This window comes from Psychrobacter sp. YP14 (assembly GCF_003209315.1).
Taxonomy (GTDB): domain Bacteria; phylum Pseudomonadota; class Gammaproteobacteria; order Pseudomonadales; family Moraxellaceae; genus Psychrobacter; species Psychrobacter raelei.
Genome location: NZ_CP029789.1, coordinates 847377 through 867342, shown reverse-complemented (window position 1 = coordinate 867342; position 19966 = coordinate 847377). Strand labels below are relative to the sequence as shown.

At 43.3% G+C, this 19966-nt stretch carries 20 protein-coding genes and 1 pseudogene; 3 read left to right on the top strand and 18 right to left on the bottom strand.

Annotated elements, in window-relative coordinates:
• Positions 1–5 precede the first annotated feature (5 nt).
• The 11 genes and pseudogenes from DLE54_RS12160 to DLE54_RS03685 form a co-directional block, all read right to left on the bottom strand.
• A complete protein-coding gene (locus tag DLE54_RS12160) occupies positions 6–284 on the bottom strand; it encodes a hypothetical protein (protein WP_197708907.1) in 279 nt (92 codons plus the stop codon).
• A complete protein-coding gene (locus DLE54_RS12155) occupies positions 256–696 on the bottom strand; it encodes an ATP-binding cassette domain-containing protein (RefSeq protein WP_264755974.1) in 441 nt (146 codons plus the stop codon). The genes DLE54_RS12160 and DLE54_RS12155 overlap by 29 nt, the downstream gene beginning before the upstream one ends.
• Before the next feature lie 125 nt (positions 697–821).
• Positions 822–1751, bottom strand: coding sequence for an ABC transporter substrate-binding protein (locus tag DLE54_RS03720; RefSeq protein WP_227535636.1), 930 nt, complete (start codon positions 1749–1751; stop codon positions 822–824).
• 54 nt (positions 1752–1805) lie between these two features.
• Positions 1806–2299: pseudogene (locus DLE54_RS12150) on the bottom strand (FecCD family ABC transporter permease); the annotation flags it as partial.
• Entirely contained in the window at positions 2299–2520 is a 222-nt protein-coding gene (locus tag DLE54_RS12145; RefSeq protein ID WP_264755963.1) for a hypothetical protein, read from the bottom strand. The gene DLE54_RS12145 and the pseudogene DLE54_RS12150, both read right to left, overlap by 1 nt.
• A gap of 163 nt (positions 2521–2683) precedes the next feature.
• Positions 2684–4339 (bottom strand): benzoylformate decarboxylase, encoded by a 1656-nt coding sequence (gene mdlC / locus DLE54_RS03710; RefSeq protein WP_197708906.1) that lies wholly within the window; start codon positions 4337–4339, stop codon positions 2684–2686.
• A 41-nt stretch (positions 4340–4380) separates the two neighbouring features.
• The gene (locus tag DLE54_RS03705) at positions 4381–5859 is read right to left on the bottom strand and encodes an aldehyde dehydrogenase family protein (protein WP_110816299.1); all 1479 of its coding nucleotides are present in this window, start codon (positions 5857–5859) and stop codon (positions 4381–4383) included.
• Between the two features lie 106 nt (positions 5860–5965).
• Entirely contained in the window at positions 5966–7282 is a 1317-nt protein-coding gene (locus tag DLE54_RS03700; protein WP_110816298.1) for an MFS transporter, read from the bottom strand.
• Between the two features lie 238 nt (positions 7283–7520).
• Complete coding sequence (locus DLE54_RS03695; protein WP_011960015.1) at positions 7521–8225, bottom strand: fumarylacetoacetate hydrolase family protein; 705 nt, start codon at positions 8223–8225, stop codon at positions 7521–7523.
• A 38-nt stretch (positions 8226–8263) separates the two neighbouring features.
• Positions 8264–8911: a maleylacetoacetate isomerase gene (maiA, locus tag DLE54_RS03690; RefSeq protein WP_011960014.1), complete on the bottom strand. Its 648-nt coding sequence runs from the start codon at positions 8909–8911 to the stop codon at positions 8264–8266.
• A gap of 166 nt (positions 8912–9077) precedes the next feature.
• The gene (locus DLE54_RS03685) at positions 9078–10127 is read right to left on the bottom strand and encodes a cupin domain-containing protein (protein WP_110816297.1); all 1050 of its coding nucleotides are present in this window, start codon (positions 10125–10127) and stop codon (positions 9078–9080) included.
• A gap of 229 nt (positions 10128–10356) precedes the next feature.
• Between DLE54_RS03685 and DLE54_RS03680 the strand changes: the two genes are divergently transcribed.
• Positions 10357–11265, top strand: coding sequence for a LysR family transcriptional regulator (locus DLE54_RS03680; protein ID WP_011960012.1), 909 nt, complete (start codon positions 10357–10359; stop codon positions 11263–11265).
• Between the two features lie 75 nt (positions 11266–11340).
• Here the strand turns inward: DLE54_RS03680 and DLE54_RS12010 are convergent, their stop codons facing one another.
• Both DLE54_RS12010 and DLE54_RS03675 read right to left on the bottom strand, forming a co-directional pair.
• On the bottom strand, positions 11341–11493 hold the full coding sequence (locus tag DLE54_RS12010; RefSeq protein WP_162617729.1) for a hypothetical protein: 153 nt from the start codon (positions 11491–11493) through the stop codon (positions 11341–11343).
• Positions 11494–11653: 160 nt separating this feature from the next.
• A complete protein-coding gene (locus DLE54_RS03675) occupies positions 11654–12487 on the bottom strand; it encodes an IclR family transcriptional regulator (protein WP_011960011.1) in 834 nt (277 codons plus the stop codon).
• Between the two features lie 212 nt (positions 12488–12699).
• Here DLE54_RS03675 and maiA (DLE54_RS03670) point away from each other — a divergent pair, with 212 nt between their 5' ends.
• Positions 12700–13341, top strand: a complete 642-nt coding sequence (maiA, locus tag DLE54_RS03670; protein ID WP_197708927.1) for a maleylacetoacetate isomerase — start codon at positions 12700–12702, stop codon at positions 13339–13341.
• A gap of 459 nt (positions 13342–13800) precedes the next feature.
• On the opposite strand, the gene DLE54_RS03660 is transcribed toward maiA (DLE54_RS03670), so the two are convergent.
• Positions 13801–14844, bottom strand: coding sequence for an alpha/beta hydrolase (locus DLE54_RS03660; RefSeq protein ID WP_264755961.1), 1044 nt, complete (start codon positions 14842–14844; stop codon positions 13801–13803).
• A gap of 268 nt (positions 14845–15112) precedes the next feature.
• Between DLE54_RS03660 and DLE54_RS03655 the strand changes: the two genes are divergently transcribed.
• The gene (locus tag DLE54_RS03655; RefSeq protein WP_110816294.1) at positions 15113–16000 is read left to right on the top strand and encodes a LysR family transcriptional regulator; all 888 of its coding nucleotides are present in this window, start codon (positions 15113–15115) and stop codon (positions 15998–16000) included.
• Positions 16001–16030: 30 nt separating this feature from the next.
• Here DLE54_RS03655 and DLE54_RS03650 read toward each other — a convergent pair whose 3' ends face one another.
• The 4 genes from DLE54_RS03650 to DLE54_RS03635 all read right to left on the bottom strand — a co-directional run bounded on the left by DLE54_RS03650 (position 16031) and on the right by DLE54_RS03635 (position 19828).
• Entirely contained in the window at positions 16031–17011 is a 981-nt protein-coding gene (locus tag DLE54_RS03650; RefSeq protein ID WP_110816293.1) for a GlxA family transcriptional regulator, read from the bottom strand.
• 85 nt (positions 17012–17096) lie between these two features.
• Entirely contained in the window at positions 17097–17750 is a 654-nt protein-coding gene (locus DLE54_RS03645) for a hypothetical protein (RefSeq protein ID WP_110816292.1), read from the bottom strand.
• Positions 17751–17807: 57 nt separating this feature from the next.
• Positions 17808–18896, bottom strand: a complete 1089-nt coding sequence (locus DLE54_RS03640) for a helix-turn-helix transcriptional regulator (protein WP_110816291.1) — start codon at positions 18894–18896, stop codon at positions 17808–17810.
• A 95-nt stretch (positions 18897–18991) separates the two neighbouring features.
• Positions 18992–19828 carry a PP2C family protein-serine/threonine phosphatase gene (locus tag DLE54_RS03635; RefSeq protein WP_227535513.1) on the bottom strand — a complete coding sequence of 279 codons (837 nt, stop codon included), beginning with the start codon at positions 19826–19828 and terminating at the stop codon, positions 18992–18994.
• Between the last annotated feature and the right edge of the window lie 138 nt (positions 19829–19966).

Below are 19966 nucleotides of genomic sequence, written 5' to 3'. Positions count from 1 at the left end.
ATTAGTCACTTACTTTGCATATTTTTTCGGTAAGGATAGACGACGGGTAGCCCTTGAGAGCTGGTTAGAATCTCGATATCTACTTGATATACTTGGCATAAAATGTGCGGTTGTAGCACATCTTGAGGTGCGCCTTGAGCCTGAATATGACCCTCAGATAACAGCAACAATTCATCAGAGAATTGAGCGGCAAGGCTTAAATCATGTAATACCATCAAGCAAATAAGCTGATTTTGCTGAGTATAGTGACTCACCTTATGTAATAGATTGATTTGATGCGCCATGTCTCATGTCTAGTGCTGAAACAGGCTCATCAAGCAACAAGATTTGGGGACAACTTAATAAGGCTTGAGCAAACATGGTAAGCTGACGCTGTCCCCCGCTTAGCGCACGGATCGGCCGATGTGCCAGCTCGGCGATATTCAACTGTGCCATCAGCTCAATGGCCTCTTGCATCAGCTCATCACTAATATGTCGGCCCAGTGCATCCATACGCCCCAATAGCACTACCTCAAGCGTGTTAAGCTCCGCATCGGTATGGCTGTCTTGGGGCATATAAGCAATAGGCTTTCGCCAAGACATCAGGTTGGCTTTACTTTGTGTGGCTTTATGATAACGAATGTTACCTGAAAACGCTAACTCACCAAAGATTGCCTTTAATAAGCTTGATTTGCCTGCACCATTTGCTCCGAGCAGCGTGTATATTTTGCCCGGATGAAACTTGGCATTGATAGATTAGGCCACGGTAAGTGCGCCACGCTTCACGGTTAACTGGTCAAGTTCAAGCATGATGATATCTTTATAAAGTTAATGGCAAAAAATCAGGTAAACAAGTGACGTAGCCAATTGACCAGCTTATCCCACCATGACAGGGTCTGAGGCGCTGCCTCTGTTGGCGCCGCTTGTTCTACAGCAGATGCCTTGTCTTTACAAAGGCTTGCACCGCAGCCTAGCTGAATAAAGAACGTACCGCTGGGTTTAACGGGCAGATATTTTTCATGGAACTCTGTATAGGTTTTTTCAGGATCAACATCTTTAAAGGCTTCAGGGTACAAGGTTTTTGCCATAAACTGAGCCGATGCCAAGTCAGACAACGAGCGAGAAGCGGTATGATAGATACCATACACACGGTTGTTCTTCACCGCAGGCAGATTCTCCCAACCATTTCGGGTGGTAAACCCTTTTAACCGGCGCTGAGCCTCATCAGCACTAATATCAATACCCATTGCCATAGCATCAGTCTGCTTCATACCCACTTCGGTACCTGAGATAATAATCACGTCCGGCTTACTCACTAAGAGCTGCTCGGGGTTAATGGGTCCCCAATTCTCAACAAAAGGCTTACTGATGTTTTCACCGCCTACCGTATCGGCAATAGCGCCCCACATATTTTTGCCAAAGGTAAAGCTATGCTCTTGTGGGCCTTTATCGCCAAATTCAATATAGATTTTTGGCTTGGCAGTCCCTGCCGCTTCAACCCGTTTTTGGATATCAGCAATGCCATCGGCATACTCTTGTGCCGCTTGATTGGCGCGCTGCTCTGTCCCTGCAATTTGTCCAAAAATCTTGGTACTGTTGGTGTGATTAGCGACACTTTGATCATTATAGTCCACCACTACCACAGGAATGTTTGCGGCCTCAAAACGTGGTATTTCAGCCTTTAGCGTATCGTATTGCCACTTTGCTAATACCACCACATCCGGCTTCATGGCCAGAGTTTTTTCGAGTGAAAACGTGCCTCTATCGGTCATCATAGCCACCAAAATAAGGGTTCTGATCCGCAGCCTTGTTAAGTTGACACCAAGGGCCGCTGCTCTTTCTTCGCCCAGACGTAGCGCGGTTAATTGCCAACCATCTCGCATAAGTAAGGTCATACACACCGTACTGACCACAGCAACCACGGCAAGGTTGGTCCAGGTGGCTTTGTTGAGGTTACCAAAGAGCCAAAATAGAATTTGTTGGGAGACTTCAGGGGATGCGATAAATTGCACCAAGGATAATAGCGATTGAAAAATAAACAAAAGTGCAATACCCACCAAAATCAAAGTAGCGGCGGCAAATTGCTTAAAGAGGCGAATAAGAACAGTACTGCTGAGGCCAGCATGGTCATGGCGAATGCCCCGATCGGCACCGCATATTGCAAAGGCAACCCAAAGCCGCCAAAGGCAATCACCAATGACGCGCCAAACCCTGCGGCGGCGGCCAACCCCAATGTATAAGGGCTGGCCATCGGGTTATTTAATAAGGTTTGCATTTCAGCGCCGCCCGCCCCAAGTGAGGCACCAATCAATAATGCCATCAAAGCAATAGGCAGACGCAAATCATAGATAATGGTATGCGTGCGCTTAAGCGTAATAAAGCCTCAATCACATCCCTTACAGGCAGCATCGAAGGACCAGTCATCACATCCAAAACCAGTCCCACAAGACACGCTATCGCAAACACCAACAATACCATACGGCGCTTGCTCTCTATTCGTCGTTGCTCACGAATGATGTGTTTGCTCATTATTTGGGTCATTTAATAATCCACAGGGTTAGAGCAGTATGAAACAACCCTTTATGATGTTATTTAGCGATGAGCTGTCGTAAGCCTCATCAGGATGTCAGTATTGACGAGAGTGTTAGTATTGTTAGCACTGGTATTGCAAACTGCCGCCCTAGGGTGACAAGTCTTGCCAACTCTAATAGACGGCGCCTGTATTGGCATCGACCATAATCTCTAGCAAATAACTACCCGCTGCTTGCATGGTATCAGCGAACACTTTATCAAGCACAGAATAGTCTGTTACTTTTTGCGCTTGGCATCCCATACTTTGTGCCAGCTGAACAAAATTAATATTAGGTAGGTCTAACCCTGGTACTTGCGTGCTGCCCATAATCTTACTAAACGAGCGCATCGCCCCATAGCCTGTATTATTCAACACAATGACCGTAACCGGTAAGTTATGCTGTACGGCGGTCCAGATGGCTTGGATAGAATACATGGAGGATCCATCACCAATGAGACATAGGGTGCGACGCTGGGTGCCCAAAGCAACCCCAACGGCAGCCGGTAACCCATAACCCAGTCCCCCGCTTGCCATCGTATAAAAACTCTTAGGCTGAGTAATGGGCAAATAACGCTGAATCGCAGGACGGTGTGAGGGAGCCTCTTCAACGATAACGACATCTTCTGGGCAATATTTCGCCAATGTCGCCATCACGTACTCAATGCTAATTGGATTGCTGCCCTGAACCTCAGCGGCAGGCTTACGAACCGGCAAATCAAGCCCTGAGCGAGGTGTCATACTCGTGGGCAATTTGTCTAATAGCGCTTGTAGGCTATCGCGTATATTGCCTGATAAGGTTTTTGTTGCCACTGATTGAGCCGCATACTGTGGATCATCGGTAAGCTGATAAATCTTGCTCTTTTTGAGCGAGAGTGTCCCTGCAACATGTAAAGTAAAAGCAGGTGCCCCTATCACCACAATCGTATCATAGCCAAGTAGCTTTTCGCTCAGCTTCTCAGGAATTGCAGGTAAGAATCCGGCAAATAAAGGATGGTTTTCAGGAAAACTTGCTCGACTGGAGTTTGGCGCTTCCCATACAGGAGCTTGACACGCTTCTGCGACAGCAACCGCCAACTCAAAACCCCCTTGGCGATCAACATCTGAGCCAACAACCAGTGCCATATTCTGACTGGTTGACATAACCTCTACCAGCTCAGCCAACGCATCTGGGCTTGGAATACTATGGCCACAAGACTGTGATAGCAGTGGCAATACCGCAGGCTTGTCCCAATCATCGGACGGAATCGACACAAATGTCGGGCCCTGTGGGTGCTGCATGGCGATTAAATATGCCTGAGCAATAGCTAGCGGCACATCTTCCGCGCGGGCAGGCTCAATACTCCATTTAATATAAGGCTGTGGAAACTGTGCAGCTTGCTCAGCGCCCAAATACGGAGCAAAGGGTAATAAACTACGGGCTTGCTGCCCTGCTGTAATGACTAACGGGGTGTGGTTGCGGTAGGCGGTAAAAATATTGCCTAACGCATTGCCCACACCTGCAGCCGAATGTAGATTAACAAAAGCGGCATTACCTGTAGCCTGAGCATAACCATCTGCCATACCGACCACTGAAGCTTCATGCAAGCCTAATACATAAGAGAAGTCTTCAGGAAAGTTGGTCAGAAAATTCAGTTCAGTCGACCCAGGATTACCAAAAACGGTGGTCATGTTAAGCGTGCGCATTAACTCAAACACCACCTGCTGCACGGTCTGCGATACCACAGACTCCGCTGTGGTATCTAACATAGACGTCTTTTTTGATAAGGGGGTTATTGAATCGTGTTGCATTATCATTTCCTTATGTAACAACGCGAAGAAGTAGCTAAATACTAATCGGCTGACGTACCTGCGACACCAGGCTGCATGACGATGTGCTTGTATTCGATAAAGTCTTCAATACTTGCCATACCACGCAAACGACCACTGCCACTTTGTTTGTAGCCACCCTCCTCAAACTCATCTCGCATCACTACCCAATCATTAATCCAGATAGTGCCAGCTTCAATAGCACGGGCAATGCGTAACGGTCTGTCCACATCTCTTGTCCAGATGCTCGCTGCCAGTCCATATTGTGTGCCATTCGCCAGCTCAATCGCTTCGGCCTCAGTGTCAAATACCTGTAGCGTCAAGACCGGACCAAATACCTCTGATTGCACAATATCTGCTTGATTATCATCAACTTCTAATAAGCAAGGTTGATAAAACGCCCCCTTGGCAAGCTCACCGTCGGTAAATTTCCCGCCTCGTAATAAGACTTTAGCACCTTTAGCGATGGCATCTTCAACCATACCATCAACCCGATTGACACTGTTCATGTCTATCAGTGCGCCCATATCGCTTTCAGGGTCAAGGGCATTACCGACTTTGACGTTGGCTAAGCGCTCGACAAGCTTTTGACGTACTTGCTCAGCGACATCGCTTTGCACCAAGATACGGCTGCCTGTCATACAAAACTGTCCTGCAAATACGGTCAGGGCTTTTTCGGCCTTGGGAATCAACGCATCAATGTCAGCATCGTTGAAAACAATCAGTGGTGTTTTGCCCCCTAACTCTAGACCAAAGCGTTTTAATTGCTTCGCGCCCTCTTCTTGTAATGCACGACCCGTACCGGTACTGCCAGTAAAGCTAATGGTTGGCACATGAGGGTGAGTAACGATGGTTTCTAGCAGTTCTCGCTCGCCAGTGACCATATTAATCACACCTTTTGGCAAGGACTTAATGCTTGCTAAGATGTCAGCTATTGTGGCATTGGTTAACGCTGTTTGACCCGGCATTTTAAGCACGGTGGTACAGCCTGCTGCTAATGCAGGTGCCAATGAGCGAATCAACAGGGCTACTGGAGAGTTCCAAGGTACGCTAATGCCAGCTACGCCCACAGGCTCTTTTAAAACGACTGAGAACTTGCCTGCTGACCATTCGGCGGCGCGGCCATAAGTAGTATAAATAGTTGATGCAGCAAAGTTTAGGTTGGGTTTAACCAGACTGATCTCAAAATTGGCCTCGCCCAAAATCTTACCATTTTCAGTGGCAAGGATTGTGGCAAGCTCATCTTGACGGGCATCAAATGCTTGTACCATTTCTTGTAGTACGTTAAATCTTAATTCACGATTGGTGCGCCAATCAGTGTTAGTAAATGTGTCATGAGCAGCTTTAATTGCCATCTCTGCTTCAGTTTCGCCACCTTCAACATAGCTGCCAATCACCTCCCCGGTACTTGGGTTGATGCTTTCTTTCTTAATACCGCTATCTACCCATTCGCCATTTATCCAGTGACGCGCATGTTGTATTGTTTTATTAGTTGATGTCATGTTGGCAATTCCTTGTTAGATTATTGTTCGTTAATACCCTATGGTCTTAGCTTTTTATTTAAACGTAACTGAGATCGTATCTGAGATCGTATCTGAGATTAAGTTACTAAAGCTCAGACTTACTACCAGGGTGTCTTGCTTGCATTATCATCATTATAACTACCACAATTGAAGGCACTGCTGCAAATAAAAACAGTGTACTTAATGTTAAAGATTTTGAGAGCAAGCCGCCAATAACCGGGCCTATCATCGATCCAATTCTACCAATTCCCAAGCTCCAGCCAACACCTGTTGTACGTAGCAAGGTAGGATAGCGTTCAGCAGACAACGCATTAAGTGTAGGTTGTCCACCGACAACCGTGAACCCTGCAATAAACACCACAATAAATAGCACTACAATACTGCCTGCACTAAAGCCAATCATTGCAACACTAAGAGCAGCCACTATAAAGATGGGAATTAATACTTTATAAAAGCCCAGCTTATTGATGCGTGTCCCCATCAATAAACTACCCACTGTACCGCCAAATTGTAACGTTGAGCCTATCATTAACGCTTGAGTGGTGGTAAGTCCTGCCTCCATACCCAGTGTCGGTAGCCAACTTGATAAAAAGTACAAGCTCATCAAGTTCATCATACTGGCAATCCAGATAGTGATGGTAAAAAAGCTGCGATTTTCTTTAAATAATTCTATTGGTGAGGCTTTAACCGTTTCATTTTTAGGTAATATGATAGTGGTGTCATTAGATATAGTAGCACTGGGATAAAAGCGCTGTAATATTGACTTTATCTTGCTCTCATTATTGGGCTTTGAGGCCAAGAATTGTAACGACTCGGGCAAGGCCATAAACATGATCACAAACAAAATTAAGGGGACGATACCACCAAAATAAAAGATTGCTTGCCACCCATAAGCCTTTAACCACGTTGCCACAAAACCACCTAGCATTGCGCCAATGGTAAAGCCTGATGAGATCATAATCATTGTAAACACACGGTATTTGCTTGGCACAATCTCAGCACAATATGCCATAGCATTGGGCATAATACCGCCCAAAAAAATACCCGTCACAAAACGCAAAATCGCCAATTGCTCTAGGTTATGAGCCATTGGCGTGACTAACATAAATATCGAAAACAGTAAGGTTGAGATTAGCAAAATGATACGACGCCCAAAGCGATCTGACAAATTACTAATCAATAATGAACCAAAAAACAAACCAACCAAGCTTGAGCTGAACACCACACCCAACATGGTTTTGTCAATTTGCCAATCACTAATAATTAGAGGGGCGGCATAAGCCATCGCTTGTATATCATAACCGTCCAAAATCATTAGAGCCATACATAGGGCTATAATAGACTTTTGACGATTGCCAAGCGCTCGACTATCAATAAAATCCTTTAATACGATTGATTTCATGTAACATCCTTGTTTAACATTTACTTTAAAATACTTTTCAAAGCACTCATCTACTATCAACGAGCAACATCAATAAACCTATAGATAGTGAGTTAGAAGTCTTAATCACCTTTTTAAATGTTTAAAAATCAAACCTCACTATCTATGTTTATCCATCACTTTTCTCACAGTGATTTAAATGAATCACATGATCATCGTTGAACAAGGGAATGGCTTATGGAATAAAAAAATGGTTCGTCTATACCACAGTGACTTCAATTTTGCCCAGTCCTTCAACCTCAGCAACCATGGTATCGCCTTTGACCACTGCCCCCACCCCTTCAGGTGTACCAGTGAAAATTAAATCGCCAGCTCGTAACTCAAAAAGTTTAGACAGCTCAGCAATAGTCTCAGACACATCCCAGATCAAGTGGTTGACATCGCTGTGCTGTTTAGTCTCACCATTAACGGTCAATTTAATATCAGCTTGGTTGATTTCACCAACATCACTTAGCGGATAAATCTCACCAATTGGCGCAGAGTAATCAAATGCCTTACCAATTTCCCAAGGACGGCCCATTTCACGCATTTTCATCTGTAAATCACGACGTGTCATGTCAAGGCCAACTGCGTAGCCATAGATATGGTCTTTAGCACTCTCAACACTAATATTTTTACCTTGTTTTCCAATAGCCACTACCAGTTCAACTTCATAATGGTAGTTTTGGGTCTGATCCGGATAAGGTAGCTGATAATTTTCACCTGCTTTTATTGGCAGAATTGATTCAGCATCATTAGGCTTACAAAAGAAAAATGGTGGTTCGCGGTTAGGGTCAAAGCCCATCTCTTTGGCGTGGGCGGCATAATTGCGTCCTACACAATAAATACGGCGAACAGGAAAGGTATCTTGACTGCCATGAATGGGTAACTCAACGGCATTCATAGGGGCGACAACTTGGCTCATGGTAACTCCTTATTTTTAATCATTTAATTAGTGATGCTTTATACCTTAGCAGGAGCATCAGGTTGCTTAAACGGGGCAGCATCAATAAACGCTGGTAACTGCATACAATTGGCTTCTACTTCACGAATTAAGGGGTACGGGGTCAAATCCACCTCAAAGCGTTTTGCAGATTCAATTTGTGGAATTAAATAGGCATCAGCGATGGTCGGTGTGTCACCAAAACAAAAACCTTGACGGCTCTTATCTTCGCTAAGGATTTGCTCTAGAGCAGTAAAACCATCGTTAATCCACTGCTTACACCACGTTAATACCGCTTCTTCATCTTGGTGCAATTCATTGCGAAGGTATTGCAAAATACGACGGTTGTTGATGGGATGGATATCGCAGCCTACCATTGCTGCTAACGCACGTACGTGAGCACGCTCAAAAGGATCTTTAGGTAGTAATGCAGGATCAGGATATTGCTCTTCAAGCCATTCAATGATGGCAGGGCTTTGAAATAATAACGTATCGTCTGTTTGGAGAACTGGTACAAGTCCTTGAGGATTTAATGCTTTAAATGCAGGTTGTAAGTGCTCCTCTTTAGCAAGACTTACCGCCACATAATCATAATCCAGCCCTTTTAGGTTCAATACAATACGAGTACGGTGCGATGTACCACTTCTAAAAAAATTGTAGAGCTTCATGGCTATTCCTTAATTTACTGGTACGACCTTCATTGATTTGAAAAAATTCAATAAAACGACATTCATCTATTCACCTTTTATAATAGGGCGTAAAATAGCCCCCTAGTTAACAAACGTGAGCTTTTGATATCAGCGTTTTATTTTTAATGTGTTGGTCAAACGACGACTAACCCCGTTCACGCTCCGAATACACCCCAATTTTTTGCTGGAATGGGGCTTCATCTGCCACAAAGACGTAGCAAGGCTTGTCGCTTAAGTTCGTTAAGTCGACCTCGGCAAAACAAGGGGCTACACTGGTGTCAGAGCGTGTCATGGTAAAGTCTTGTACGTCATTTGCATTATTGATGGTCATTTTCATATCACCATCGATGACATGAAACGCCATGGCACACGAGCGCTTGACAAGCTTAACCGTTTCATTGGGGCGTAGCATGATACAGCTAAAGCCGATAATCTGCTCAGCAGGTTGACCATTTTCAGGGTTGGTATACGCTACTTGTACGATTTCAGCGTCTGGCTCATTGTCAGCTATCGTGTGCAGCGCATGTTTAACATCACGCCAGCGATAACGTAAGATGGGATATGCCGCATCATTACGGACAAAGTTTTTGACAGGTACGATCCCATTGACATAGGGAGAGTTGATGGAGGTGGACTCGACTTGTTGGCGACCGATAGGCTCTACATAGGTAGCTTCGCTATAATAAACCAGCGGCAAATCTAAAATATCTAACCAAATGACAGGCTCATCGCCATCGTGACCATGTTCATGCCAAGTACCAGAGGGGGTTAAAATCAAGTCACCATGTTCCATGGGGCATTTTATCCCATCAATGGTGGTGTACGCCCCATCCCCTTCAACAATTAAGCGTACGGCATTGGGGGTGTGACGATGAGAAGGCGCCCATTCACCTGGCAGTAGTAACTGCATGCCCAGATAAATCACCGGACTTGCTGACATATTGTCAAGTCCAAGCCCAGGGTTAGCCAGTACCAATACTCGACGCTCCGCTTTTTCAACCGGTGTTAACTCACCAGACTTTAAAAGTGGTCCACGAATATCTTTATACGCCCAAAGCGTGGGCTTGGTACGAGGTTTAGGACTCAGAGGAGGAAGAACATCACGTAGGCTTGGCCAAAGTGGAACCAAATTTTTACTGTTAATGTCTGTGACATAATCGGCTGGCAAATCTGCCAAGGTGGCTAACTCTTCCATGAGGGAGACTCCATAAAAATAGTGATTGACTATTTTTATACTGTATCACCCACTATCTGTTTCATCTATGCAATCAAAATAATTCACTCTATTAAAAATATTAATAACCTTGCTACAATACATCTTATCAAGCATCCGCTTGGCGGTTAAAACAGCCACGGCACTTCTAAAACACGCCACTTTTAAAACAAGCTTATTTAAAGTGAAATAGACCACTAGGAAAGACCATATGTTTGATATTGATGTCAGGCTGTTATTACTGTTCCAAGCCATCTATCAGCAGAACACCATCTCCAAAGCTGCACAAAAGCTGGATATAGGGCAGCCCGCTGCAAGTCTAGGCTTAAATAAATTACGCCAGCATTTTGATGATCCATTATTTGTGAGAGTGGGCAATCAAATGCAGCCTACCCAAACGGCACAAAATTTATTTCCTTTAGTTAATAATGCGCTGCAGCATATTCGCGCAGTTAATGACTATACACATCACTTTGAACCAAAAAATTCATCACGAAGATTTCATATCAGTATGACTGATATCAGTCACATGATTATTGTGCCTAAATTGATAAAATATCTAAAACAGCATGCGCCTCATACCAAGCTTGATATCTCTGCCATTAATAGCGACACCCCCTCACGGATGAGTAGTGGTGAAATTGATTTGGCAATTGGTTATATTCCACATCTTGAAGCAGGCTTTTTTCAACAAACCTTTTTTGAGCAGCATTATTCGGTAGTGGTCCGTCAAGACCATCCACGACTCACACAAAATACGTTAACACTTGAAGCCTATCAACAAGAGCAGCATGCGGATGTGATATCCAGTGGTACAGGTCACTATCTTCTTGAAGATCATTTACGACGGCGACATATAAAACGTCATATCGCCATCACCTTACCCACGTATCTAGGCGTGGGGTTAATTATTCAACAGACTGATTTGGTCGCCACGTTGCCTGATAAATTGGCCAAATTACTGTTACAAGAAAACCGTCTCCACACTTTGCCCCTCCCCTTAGACATTCCCAAATATCAGGTAAAGCAGCACTGGCACGAACGGATGCATGCAAATCCTGATAATCAGTGGCTAAGACAGGTGTGTTATGCCTTGTTTCACCAAGATAATGACAGCTAAATACCATTTATCTTCAGCCAAAAACACTAAGCCCCGTAACATACACAACGCAGCCCTTAGGATGGCCTATGCCATCTAGCTTGAGGCAATAAACAATCGCTGCTTACAATCAGCGACAATGCAATCTAATAGCGCAGCACAGGTTGAAATATCATCCATTAAGCCGACGACTTGACCTGCAGTAACGATACCCTCACGATTCTCCATTGCCAACACTTTGCAAGACATGTGATTTTTTATCACTGTGCTGGGGAGATTGTCCCAAGCACCGTTTTATAAAGACGCCTGATGGAGAGCTGGGCTTAAGCTACCTTTGCGCAGGACTAAAAATGTACTACGCACAGGTGAGCTCGGACTTGCCACTCATCAAACAAAAGCTTAGATTAAATTAAAACTGGCTAATCTGATAACGCTTAGCGATTGAACGTACGGCATCTATGATGTCACCGTTACCTAGCGGCAATTGCTCAGGCGTACCAATAATGGTGATTGCATATTCCAGCGGTGTCTGTTCAATAAGTGAGCGCTCAGTTTCATCGGCTTTAGGCGCTGAAGGGATAACCGGAATGCTGATTGCGTTAATACCCATGAGCATATCACCTGTCACCGTTGCATAACCTTGCGAACGAATATCGGTTTGTAGCTGAGTAAAATCTTGCCATTTAGCATTCAAATCAGTAGGCTTATTAAAGAGAGGATTATGCCCATCATCTTGCCACTCTGAGCGCACCAATGGCTTAATGAGGGTATCAGGCTGATAGCTGGCAAATAGCCTACCTGTGGCAGAAGACGTCAATGGCATACGCGACCCTATGCGAGTAATGATACTGATGGGTCTGTCAGGTTCAAATGAGTGAATAACAATTGGCCCCTCGTTAAACCATTTGGCAATTTGTACACCGCAATGAACCGTGTCTTTGATTTCGGTTGCGGCATCCATGATACGCTGCAAAAGGCTGCCTTGATCCAGACTGATGGGGCCTAGCGTGTTACCTCGATTGCCAAGTCCGTAGCGTCCATCACTTAGTTTTCGTGCATAGTCTTTACGAATGAGACTGACCAAGTAGCGATGCATTTTTGCAGGATGCATTCCCATTGATTGAGCAATGTCTTTGAGCATCATAGGTTCGTGATGATCAATGAGTATATCTAAGATTGAGAGTCCGATCTCAAGCGACTGTACGCCATTTTGATTTTTAGGTGTTGATTCTTTTGCTGACATTATACCCTCAGTTAAATAGTGCTTGGTCAAGTGCAGTAAATACCTTAATAACGGTAATTATTCATTAAAACATGGTCATATTACTTATTATGTAATTATATACACAATGATTAATTATTAACACGGTTAAAGAGATTAAACAGTCACTGTTAATTATTAACCGTCATTTACCTTAAACACTTGAAAGAAAGAAACTTAGGAGAACAATTATGATGACTTTATATGGTTACTTTCGTAGCGGTACGTCACATCGTACGCGTATTGCCATGAACCTTAAAGGCCTAGATTATGACAACATCTCTGTTAACTTAGCCAAAGATGAGCAGCTAGAATCGGCCTTCAAAGCGATTAATCCGCAAGGTTTGGTACCTGCGCTACAAACAGATGATCTAATGCTGTTTCAAAGCCCGGCTATTTTAGAGTGGTTAGAGGAGACCTATCCAGAAACACCTTTATTGCCTAAAGATGCCGCTGGCCGCATAAAAGTGCGCGCACTAAGCGCCATGGTTGGCTGCGATATTCACCCTATTAATAACCGCCGCATCTTGCAGTATTTACGCAACGAGTTATCGGTCGATGAAGAACAGGTTCTATTGTGGTGTCAACGCTGGATTTCTGATGGTTTTACTGCACTTGAGACGTTATTGGCCAAAGACAGTGCTCGAGAAGATTTTTGTTATGGCAACCGCCCAACTTTTGCCGATTGCTATTTGATTCCACAAATCTATTCGGCGCGTCGCTTCAAAGTTGATTTAACCCCTTTCCCCAACATTATGCGCATTGATGAACGCTGTCGTACGATCAAAGCATTTATTGATGCTGAGCCTATGAATCAACCGGATGCACCGCACTAGAAATAAACAGCCTCTTAAAACAGATGGCCTAATCGCCCAAACTTCGTATGCCTGAATGCAGACAGGTGGCTTAATGTTCTATGATGTTGTGTTAAGCGTGAAGTATTTACATGGAGTTAACACTCTCCAAGTTAACTCCTCTCTACCAGATGACCGGCATTGGTCGCCAAGCGTGATGTTAAGAGCGCAGAAATCACTAAAATAACAGCACTGGCATAAACTCTGAAGCAATTAAGGTAAAACGCACAGTGTCATGGCGAAAACCCCACTCCAGTAAGCAGGCTGCTCTTCAATTAGTTCACTTTTTTTGGTGTTTAACATATCTATTCTCGATATTAATATCTTTAAAACGTCGGTGTTTAAAGAGACATGACGGGCTAAAGAAGTCTCCCTCAACATAAATGAACAACCGGCTATCACGTAGCCGGTTGTTGTTATGCTTCATTAGCTGCTCTGTTTTTATTTTAGATTTGTGCGAAAAAATTCTGTTAATTTATCAAAAGGGATTTTATCCATGCGATCGTACAAATCGACATACTTAGTATTGGGCAGGATAAGTAGCTCTTTGGGCTCTTTGGCTTTTTGATAAGCAGTTTCGCTAAAATATCGAGAGTGTGCGTTTTCACCAACAATCATTAAAATGGGACGCGGAGATATCTCATCAATATGGCTCAGCAGTGGCATATTCATAAATGACCAGGGCATCGTAGCCGTCCATGCGCCGTTTGAGTTCACCGAATTTTTATGAAAACCTCGATCCGTGCGGTAGTAATCGAAGAACTCTTTTTGTACCGGGTTCGGGTTACTGTCCAAGGTTTCGGGCAAAACTCTATCTGCCGTGGTCACTTTACCATTATCGTCTACATTGAGGTCATGACTGGCCGTCGCAGGTTGCGCATTCTTTGCGTCTACCCAGCGCTGTTGATTAAGGTGTTTTAGCATGGCTTGACGATCGCCCGCGTCATAGCGATCAGCGCCATTACCAACACCATATCCCATCGCACGGCTCATATCGTACATGCTGGTCGTGGCGACCGCTTTAATACGGGTATCCATCGCAGCCGTATTGAGCCCCATGCCGCCCCAGCCGCAAATACCAATAATGCCTATCCGATTTCTATCGACCTCAGGACGTAACCCCAAATAATCTATCGCTGCACTAAAATCTTCAGTATTAATATCTGGTGAGGCGACATTTCTAGGCGTACCGCTGCTTTCACCTGTATATGAAGGGTCAAAGGCGATAGTGACAAAGCCCTGCTCTGCCATTTTTTGGGCATATAGTCCTGAGGCTTGTTCTTTCACAGCCCCAAAAGGCCCACTAATAGCCAATGCTGCCAGCTTTTTACCCTTATATGTTTTTGGGATATAAAGATCTGCTGCGAGAGTGAGCCCATAACGATTGTTGAAGGTTACTTTTTGATGTGTGACGCTGTCACTTTTAGCAAAGGTTTTATCCCATTTTTGTGTAAGTGGTAGGATGGATGTGGTTGCCTGTGCCATATGATTCGCTCCAAAGAGAGTTGCACTGACAAGTAATCCTAAGCTAAGCTTTTTTATCATTGATGAGGCAGTCATTGGTCACCCTTTGTAATGTCAGACAATAACGTCACTGATGATTACTTATATTGTGTGCAAAAATAGTAGTGTTATAAACCAAGCAAAGCTTTTTATAATCTATTCTTTGTGGTTATGAGATTATCTTATCCTGCTACCATTGCCGTGATAATACCTATTTTTTAGCTTTTATTTATTCACTCAGGTTCTAAATATGCGACAACAAGAAAATTATAATGAGCTGCATGCTTTCTTATTGGTTGCTCAAGAAAGCAGTTTTACCAAAGCTGCTATCAAACTTGGGATATCACAATCGGCATTGAGCCGCTCCATCAAATTATTAGAGCAGCGCTTAGGGCTACAGTTATTTACGAGAACCACACGCAGCTTGTCTTTGACACACGCAGGTGAAGCATTATTTGTGACCGCCGAGCAAAGCTTTGGCGCATTAGATAAAAAATTAGATGAACTCAAGCATTTGCGAGAAACGCCTGCGGGATTGGTACGGATCAGTGCTAGTCAATACGCTATTGATAAAGTTCTTTTGCCTAAATTAGCTATGTTTAAGCAGCTTTATCCTGATATTGAGCTGGAATTGATAAGCGATACCGCGCTGTCTGATATTATCAGCACACAATTTGATGCAGGTGTACGCTTTGGCAGCTTGGTTACTGATGGCATGATATCGGTACGTATCGACTATGATGAGGAGATTGCTGTAGTAGGTTCACCGGACTATTTCCATGAATTTGGCTTTCCTAAGACCCCAATAGATTTGAATAATCACAACTGTTTGGGCTATCGATTTATGAACGGTGGCATGTATCATTGGGATTTTGTGATTGATGGTCAGCCCTATAAGTTAAAGACGCAAGGGCAATGGGTATTTTCGACTGACTATTCTGTAATTGACGCCGCAAAACGAGGATTGGGTATTGGTTATGTGCCCATCGATATGGTTAAAGAGGAATTAAAAAGTGGCCAGCTCATTCATGTATTGCGAGAGTTCAGTCATACCTTTAGCGGCTTTCATTTATATTATCCACATCACAATGTATCGCCTGCGCTACGAGCCGTCATTGATACCTTGAGAGTTAGATAAATTTAATGGCTATAAGATGGATCGTAGAGGTCACGCCTTATTGGCATTAAATCTGCGCCGATACTCACTTGGTGTCAACCCAACAAGGCGCTTAAATATCTTACGAAATGCACTGACATCACCATAACCCACCTTCCATGCAATGTGCTCAACAGGAGACGATGAGAATTGTAGAAAGTCTTTGGCTGCTCCGATGCGTAATCGCTGACAGTATTCTGTGGATGTCATGCCCGTCGCCTTATTAAAACGACGCAAAAAAGTACGCTCCTCTAATCCAGCACAGCCTGCTAATGTGGACAAATCAATATCTTGTGCATTAGTCTTTTGCAGCCAATGCTGAACTTTTAGTATGGCCGCGTCCCCATGAGTGAGTATTGGAGAGAACGCGCTGTAATAGCATTGCTCACGCCTTGAGGGATCAATTAATAACATACGAGCGGTTTCATTCATCACTTTAGAGCCAAGAAAGCGATCAATCATTCTTAAACCTAAATCTGTCCAAGCCATTGCCCCACCAGCGGTCACAATATCACCGTCTTCGATAATAATGCGATCCACGTCAAGATACACATCGGGGAAACGCTGCTTAAAATCCTCTACATAACCCCAATGTGTGGTTGCCTGACGTTTAGATAGTAGTCCTGTTTCGCCCAACAAAAAAGCACCGGCGCACACAGATGACAGTATCGTCCCTGTCGAATGCTGCTCTTTTAACCATTGAAGCCAAGGAGCGGCGGCTTGCTTTGCAATAGGTGCCTCTAACGTGGGTGGAATGATGATGGCTGCTAATTTTCCTACGCTATCAGGCTTGCTCGAAAAAGTGCGCTTAGGCCGCTGCTCAGCACCACTAATCTCCCAGTGACTGACTTGTAAGGGCAGATCGGTTGTATCTTGAGATTTAGCGGCGAGTTTACTGGCCACCATCAGTAAATCCGTCAGTCCAAGGATGGCAGCCATTTGCGCTTTCTCATAGACAATCAAGCCAATTTCAATCGTATGATTTTGATTCATATGTCGTTAATAGCCTGTTTAGCTCCTTTTTTTAAATTTAACTGCTAGTTAAGCATAATTTAATTGATCAAAATTATCCATATAATTAAGCATAAATCACTCTAACCCCCATACAGTCAGGCTTGTTAGCATGTGTCGCTTGATAAAACAGGTTAGGGTCATCAACAGACAAGGTCGATTCAATCGTCTCGCAGATATAGCCAAGCTCTTCTATGAGAACATCTTGGGCATTAAAATCCAATAATACACTACTGAAATATGCGGGCTGAGGTAGCTTCTCTATTATCTTCTCTACAACTATTTTAAGTGTCTCTTCTCGAGTTGATTCAATTTTTATAGGATGAACCTGAGTAAACTTAACAATGCCTTCTTTTTCAAACAGCAACTTTATATCAAATGCATCCAGAACCAATAATCCGTTTGACGGTTTAGATTGCACCAACTCAACAACCGCTTGTACCTCATCTGGTTGGCACTTCACTACCCCATCAACGGTATTTAAGACTTCCAAACGTTTATTACTTGTGTCGTCCTTATCGCTATCAGTCCATATACCTATCAGGCTCACACACCCTGTTTTATCCTTAAGATCTAAAAGAGAAATTTCACTCCATTGTTCATCAATGATCACGCAAGCAAAAGCGCATGGCGTATCATCGATGATGTCTGGTTTATATAGCTTAGCTCTGACATAGCCTTGTTCTTGGCTATTGCTCACATAAATTTGATCGCTAATCATTGCTTAGTCCTTATATTCAATATCTTTTTTAACATTTATCTAATACGGCCAAAGCGCTTAATCTTTATAAAGCTCTATAGCACTCAACAACCTATCTCTAACTGCCGCCCTCAGCTCATTTGGCGCTTCCACCACAGCCAATTGCGACATACTCACCAGCCAGTCCTCTAAACGCTGAGTATTAGCAACCGTTGCCGTCACTCTATTCCAGTTATCATCAATCCTCTCAATTTGCTGACTATCTGCTAAGGGACGCTCAAATAAATGCTGACAAGCATATTTTTGAACCTTAAGGACCAGTTTAATCTCATGGCTATTGGTGGGCTCAAGCTTACCTAACTTATGCAAATGATTAAGCGTAAAGGCATCTCTATCAACCCAGTCTGGCATGGGCTTATCAATCACAACCGCTTCTTTAATTCGATTAACCGCGAAGTTTCGATGTGCTTTTAATAAAACCTTATCATCAATATGCTCATCAACAGGATTAAACCCTGTGAGATACATCATATTGTCAATAAAAACCAGCCCTTTGGGATAAACCACTCTTTGTTTTGGTTGTTGCTGCCATTTATTTTGATAAACAATACATAGCTGGCTTTTGTTCAGCAGCGCCTGATGTATGCCTGCTAATACTTGGTCATCGATAGCCGGTGCTTGTACCACGCTTGGTAAATTGATGAGATAATCTTGCCACTGCCCCAATGCACTTTGATGGAATCGTACTTTTTCACGTTTACGAATATGCGCTAATTTATGATGAAGGGTTTGCTGAAAGGAGACAGGTAAATAGTTGGCTGTATAATTACTAAGCATCTCCCAAAAAAATACGGTCTGCTCATTAATAGCATCGATACTAAAATCAGGTTCGATATAAAACCGTGCCGTTTGTCCGCTAATGTTTTGACCCCAAGCCGGTATCCGAACCAAAGCTTGGCTATAAAAGATATCTGTAAATATTTGGTTTAAGCTAAATAAATCGTTTTCAAGATTTTTACGTTGATTAGAAATGTTATCAGTGTCGCCGGCATATTTATCCATCAGCTCTGTCAGTGATAGCGCCTGCGCTTTACTACGCGGCAAACATTGATATAACGCAAATAGACGTTCAGATTTTTTGTAGTTTGAAATAGGATGAGTTGGCATTTTTACTCACTTTATTAGGCGGTTATATCGTTATTAATACTGACTTCTTTTGCCACTAAATAGATAAGATAACTGTGCTTTAAAATTTGCTTAATTTAATCAAAACTCACCACAATTGCTGTGCCATTGTCATAAGCTTTGCCCTCTGATTGATAAACTTGTGTCTTTAATGCCAGTAGCCATTTCTGCAAATCCGTATGCTTGTCTATTAATTTCCACTCATCACTAGGCACCAAATCGTGTATACCATCAGTGCAAACAACCAAGCTGTCGCCAGTATCAATCTCTATCGTAGTCACCTCGCTTTGCGGCGCTTCAGCATTAAGCCCATCCTTAGTAGACAAACTAAAACACTCGGTAATGCCATATAGCATGCCAGCCATACCTGCTTGGTTATAATCTGACATCTGTGCTTGCCTGCCTTCCGCTTGTATTTGCTCATCAATCAAGTCATTAAGCAGATTTTGATCTCGGGTTAAACACTCCCACTGCGAAGATCCGCTTGTAAGTCGATAAACACGGCTATCGCCAACATGGGTTATCTTGCCTTGAATACCTCCTTGCTCACTTTTTACCTCAAGCATCGCCAACGTAGCAGCTGCGCCATAACGTTTAGCACTGTGTTTGGTTTCGCTAATAACATTATGAATATTAATAGCATTCAATGGCTGCTGCCTATCTATTAAAGATTTGATAGATTTCACCACAGCTTTTGAGCAATGCTGAGAGTAGTTAGAGCTGGCAACACCATCAGAGACAGCCAAGAAAAAAGGCGGGCTGATAGACTTAACTGCTGTCACACCCAGTTTTTCTTGGTAATAGTCATCTATAAAAAAGAAAGCATCTTGCTGACGGTTGTTACTGGCATTCCCTTGAAAGGTTATGGCACAGGCTTGACCGACTATCTTTGTGCAATCTAAAAACGTATTCATAAAAGGCATCTTTTTAATGTCTATATCTTTAGTATAGACTGCAGCCTAGAATATTTTTTTCTAAGTTTTTATAATTGCTTTCATTTGCTTAATAGTTTTTTAATGAAAAGCATACCTTATCGTCAGCAGCTTTATTTG

What these genes read in the sequence shown, in the direction of transcription:
- DLE54_RS03640 (WP_110816291.1), bottom strand. Translation starts at nt 18,896, where the DNA reads ATGCCAACTCATCCTATTTCAAACTACAAAAAATCTGAACGTCTATTT.
- DLE54_RS03655 (WP_110816294.1), top strand. Translation starts at nt 15,113, where the DNA reads ATGCGACAACAAGAAAATTATAATGAGCTGCATGCTTTCTTATTGGTT.
- DLE54_RS03685 (WP_110816297.1), bottom strand. Translation starts at nt 10,127, where the DNA reads ATGGAAGAGTTAGCCACCTTGGCAGATTTGCCAGCCGATTATGTCACA.
- maiA (WP_011960014.1), bottom strand. Translation starts at nt 8,911, where the DNA reads ATGAAGCTCTACAATTTTTTTAGAAGTGGTACATCGCACCGTACTCGT.
- mdlC (WP_197708906.1), bottom strand. Translation starts at nt 4,339, where the DNA reads ATGCAACACGATTCAATAACCCCCTTATCAAAAAAGACGTCTATGTTA.
- DLE54_RS12145 (WP_264755963.1), bottom strand. Translation starts at nt 2,520, where the DNA reads ATGACCCAAATAATGAGCAAACACATCATTCGTGAGCAACGACGAATA.
- DLE54_RS03680 (WP_011960012.1), top strand. Translation starts at nt 10,357, where the DNA reads ATGTTTGATATTGATGTCAGGCTGTTATTACTGTTCCAAGCCATCTAT.
- DLE54_RS03650 (WP_110816293.1), bottom strand. Translation starts at nt 17,011, where the DNA reads ATGAATCAAAATCATACGATTGAAATTGGCTTGATTGTCTATGAGAAA.
- DLE54_RS12160 (WP_197708907.1), bottom strand. Translation starts at nt 284, where the DNA reads ATGGCGCATCAAATCAATCTATTACATAAGGTGAGTCACTATACTCAG.
- DLE54_RS03660 (WP_264755961.1), bottom strand. Translation starts at nt 14,844, where the DNA reads ATGGCACAGGCAACCACATCCATCCTACCACTTACACAAAAATGGGAT.
- DLE54_RS03695 (WP_011960015.1), bottom strand. Translation starts at nt 8,225, where the DNA reads ATGAGCCAAGTTGTCGCCCCTATGAATGCCGTTGAGTTACCCATTCAT.
- DLE54_RS03675 (WP_011960011.1), bottom strand. Translation starts at nt 12,487, where the DNA reads ATGTCAGCAAAAGAATCAACACCTAAAAATCAAAATGGCGTACAGTCG.
- DLE54_RS03720 (WP_227535636.1), bottom strand. Translation starts at nt 1,751, where the DNA reads ATGACCGATAGAGGCACGTTTTCACTCGAAAAAACTCTGGCCATGAAG.
- DLE54_RS03635 (WP_227535513.1), bottom strand. Translation starts at nt 19,828, where the DNA reads ATGAATACGTTTTTAGATTGCACAAAGATAGTCGGTCAAGCCTGTGCC.
- DLE54_RS12010 (WP_162617729.1), bottom strand. Translation starts at nt 11,493, where the DNA reads ATGTCTTGCAAAGTGTTGGCAATGGAGAATCGTGAGGGTATCGTTACT.
- maiA (WP_197708927.1), top strand. Translation starts at nt 12,700, where the DNA reads ATGACTTTATATGGTTACTTTCGTAGCGGTACGTCACATCGTACGCGT.
- DLE54_RS03705 (WP_110816299.1), bottom strand. Translation starts at nt 5,859, where the DNA reads ATGACATCAACTAATAAAACAATACAACATGCGCGTCACTGGATAAAT.
- DLE54_RS03700 (WP_110816298.1), bottom strand. Translation starts at nt 7,282, where the DNA reads ATGAAATCAATCGTATTAAAGGATTTTATTGATAGTCGAGCGCTTGGC.
- DLE54_RS03645 (WP_110816292.1), bottom strand. Translation starts at nt 17,750, where the DNA reads ATGATTAGCGATCAAATTTATGTGAGCAATAGCCAAGAACAAGGCTAT.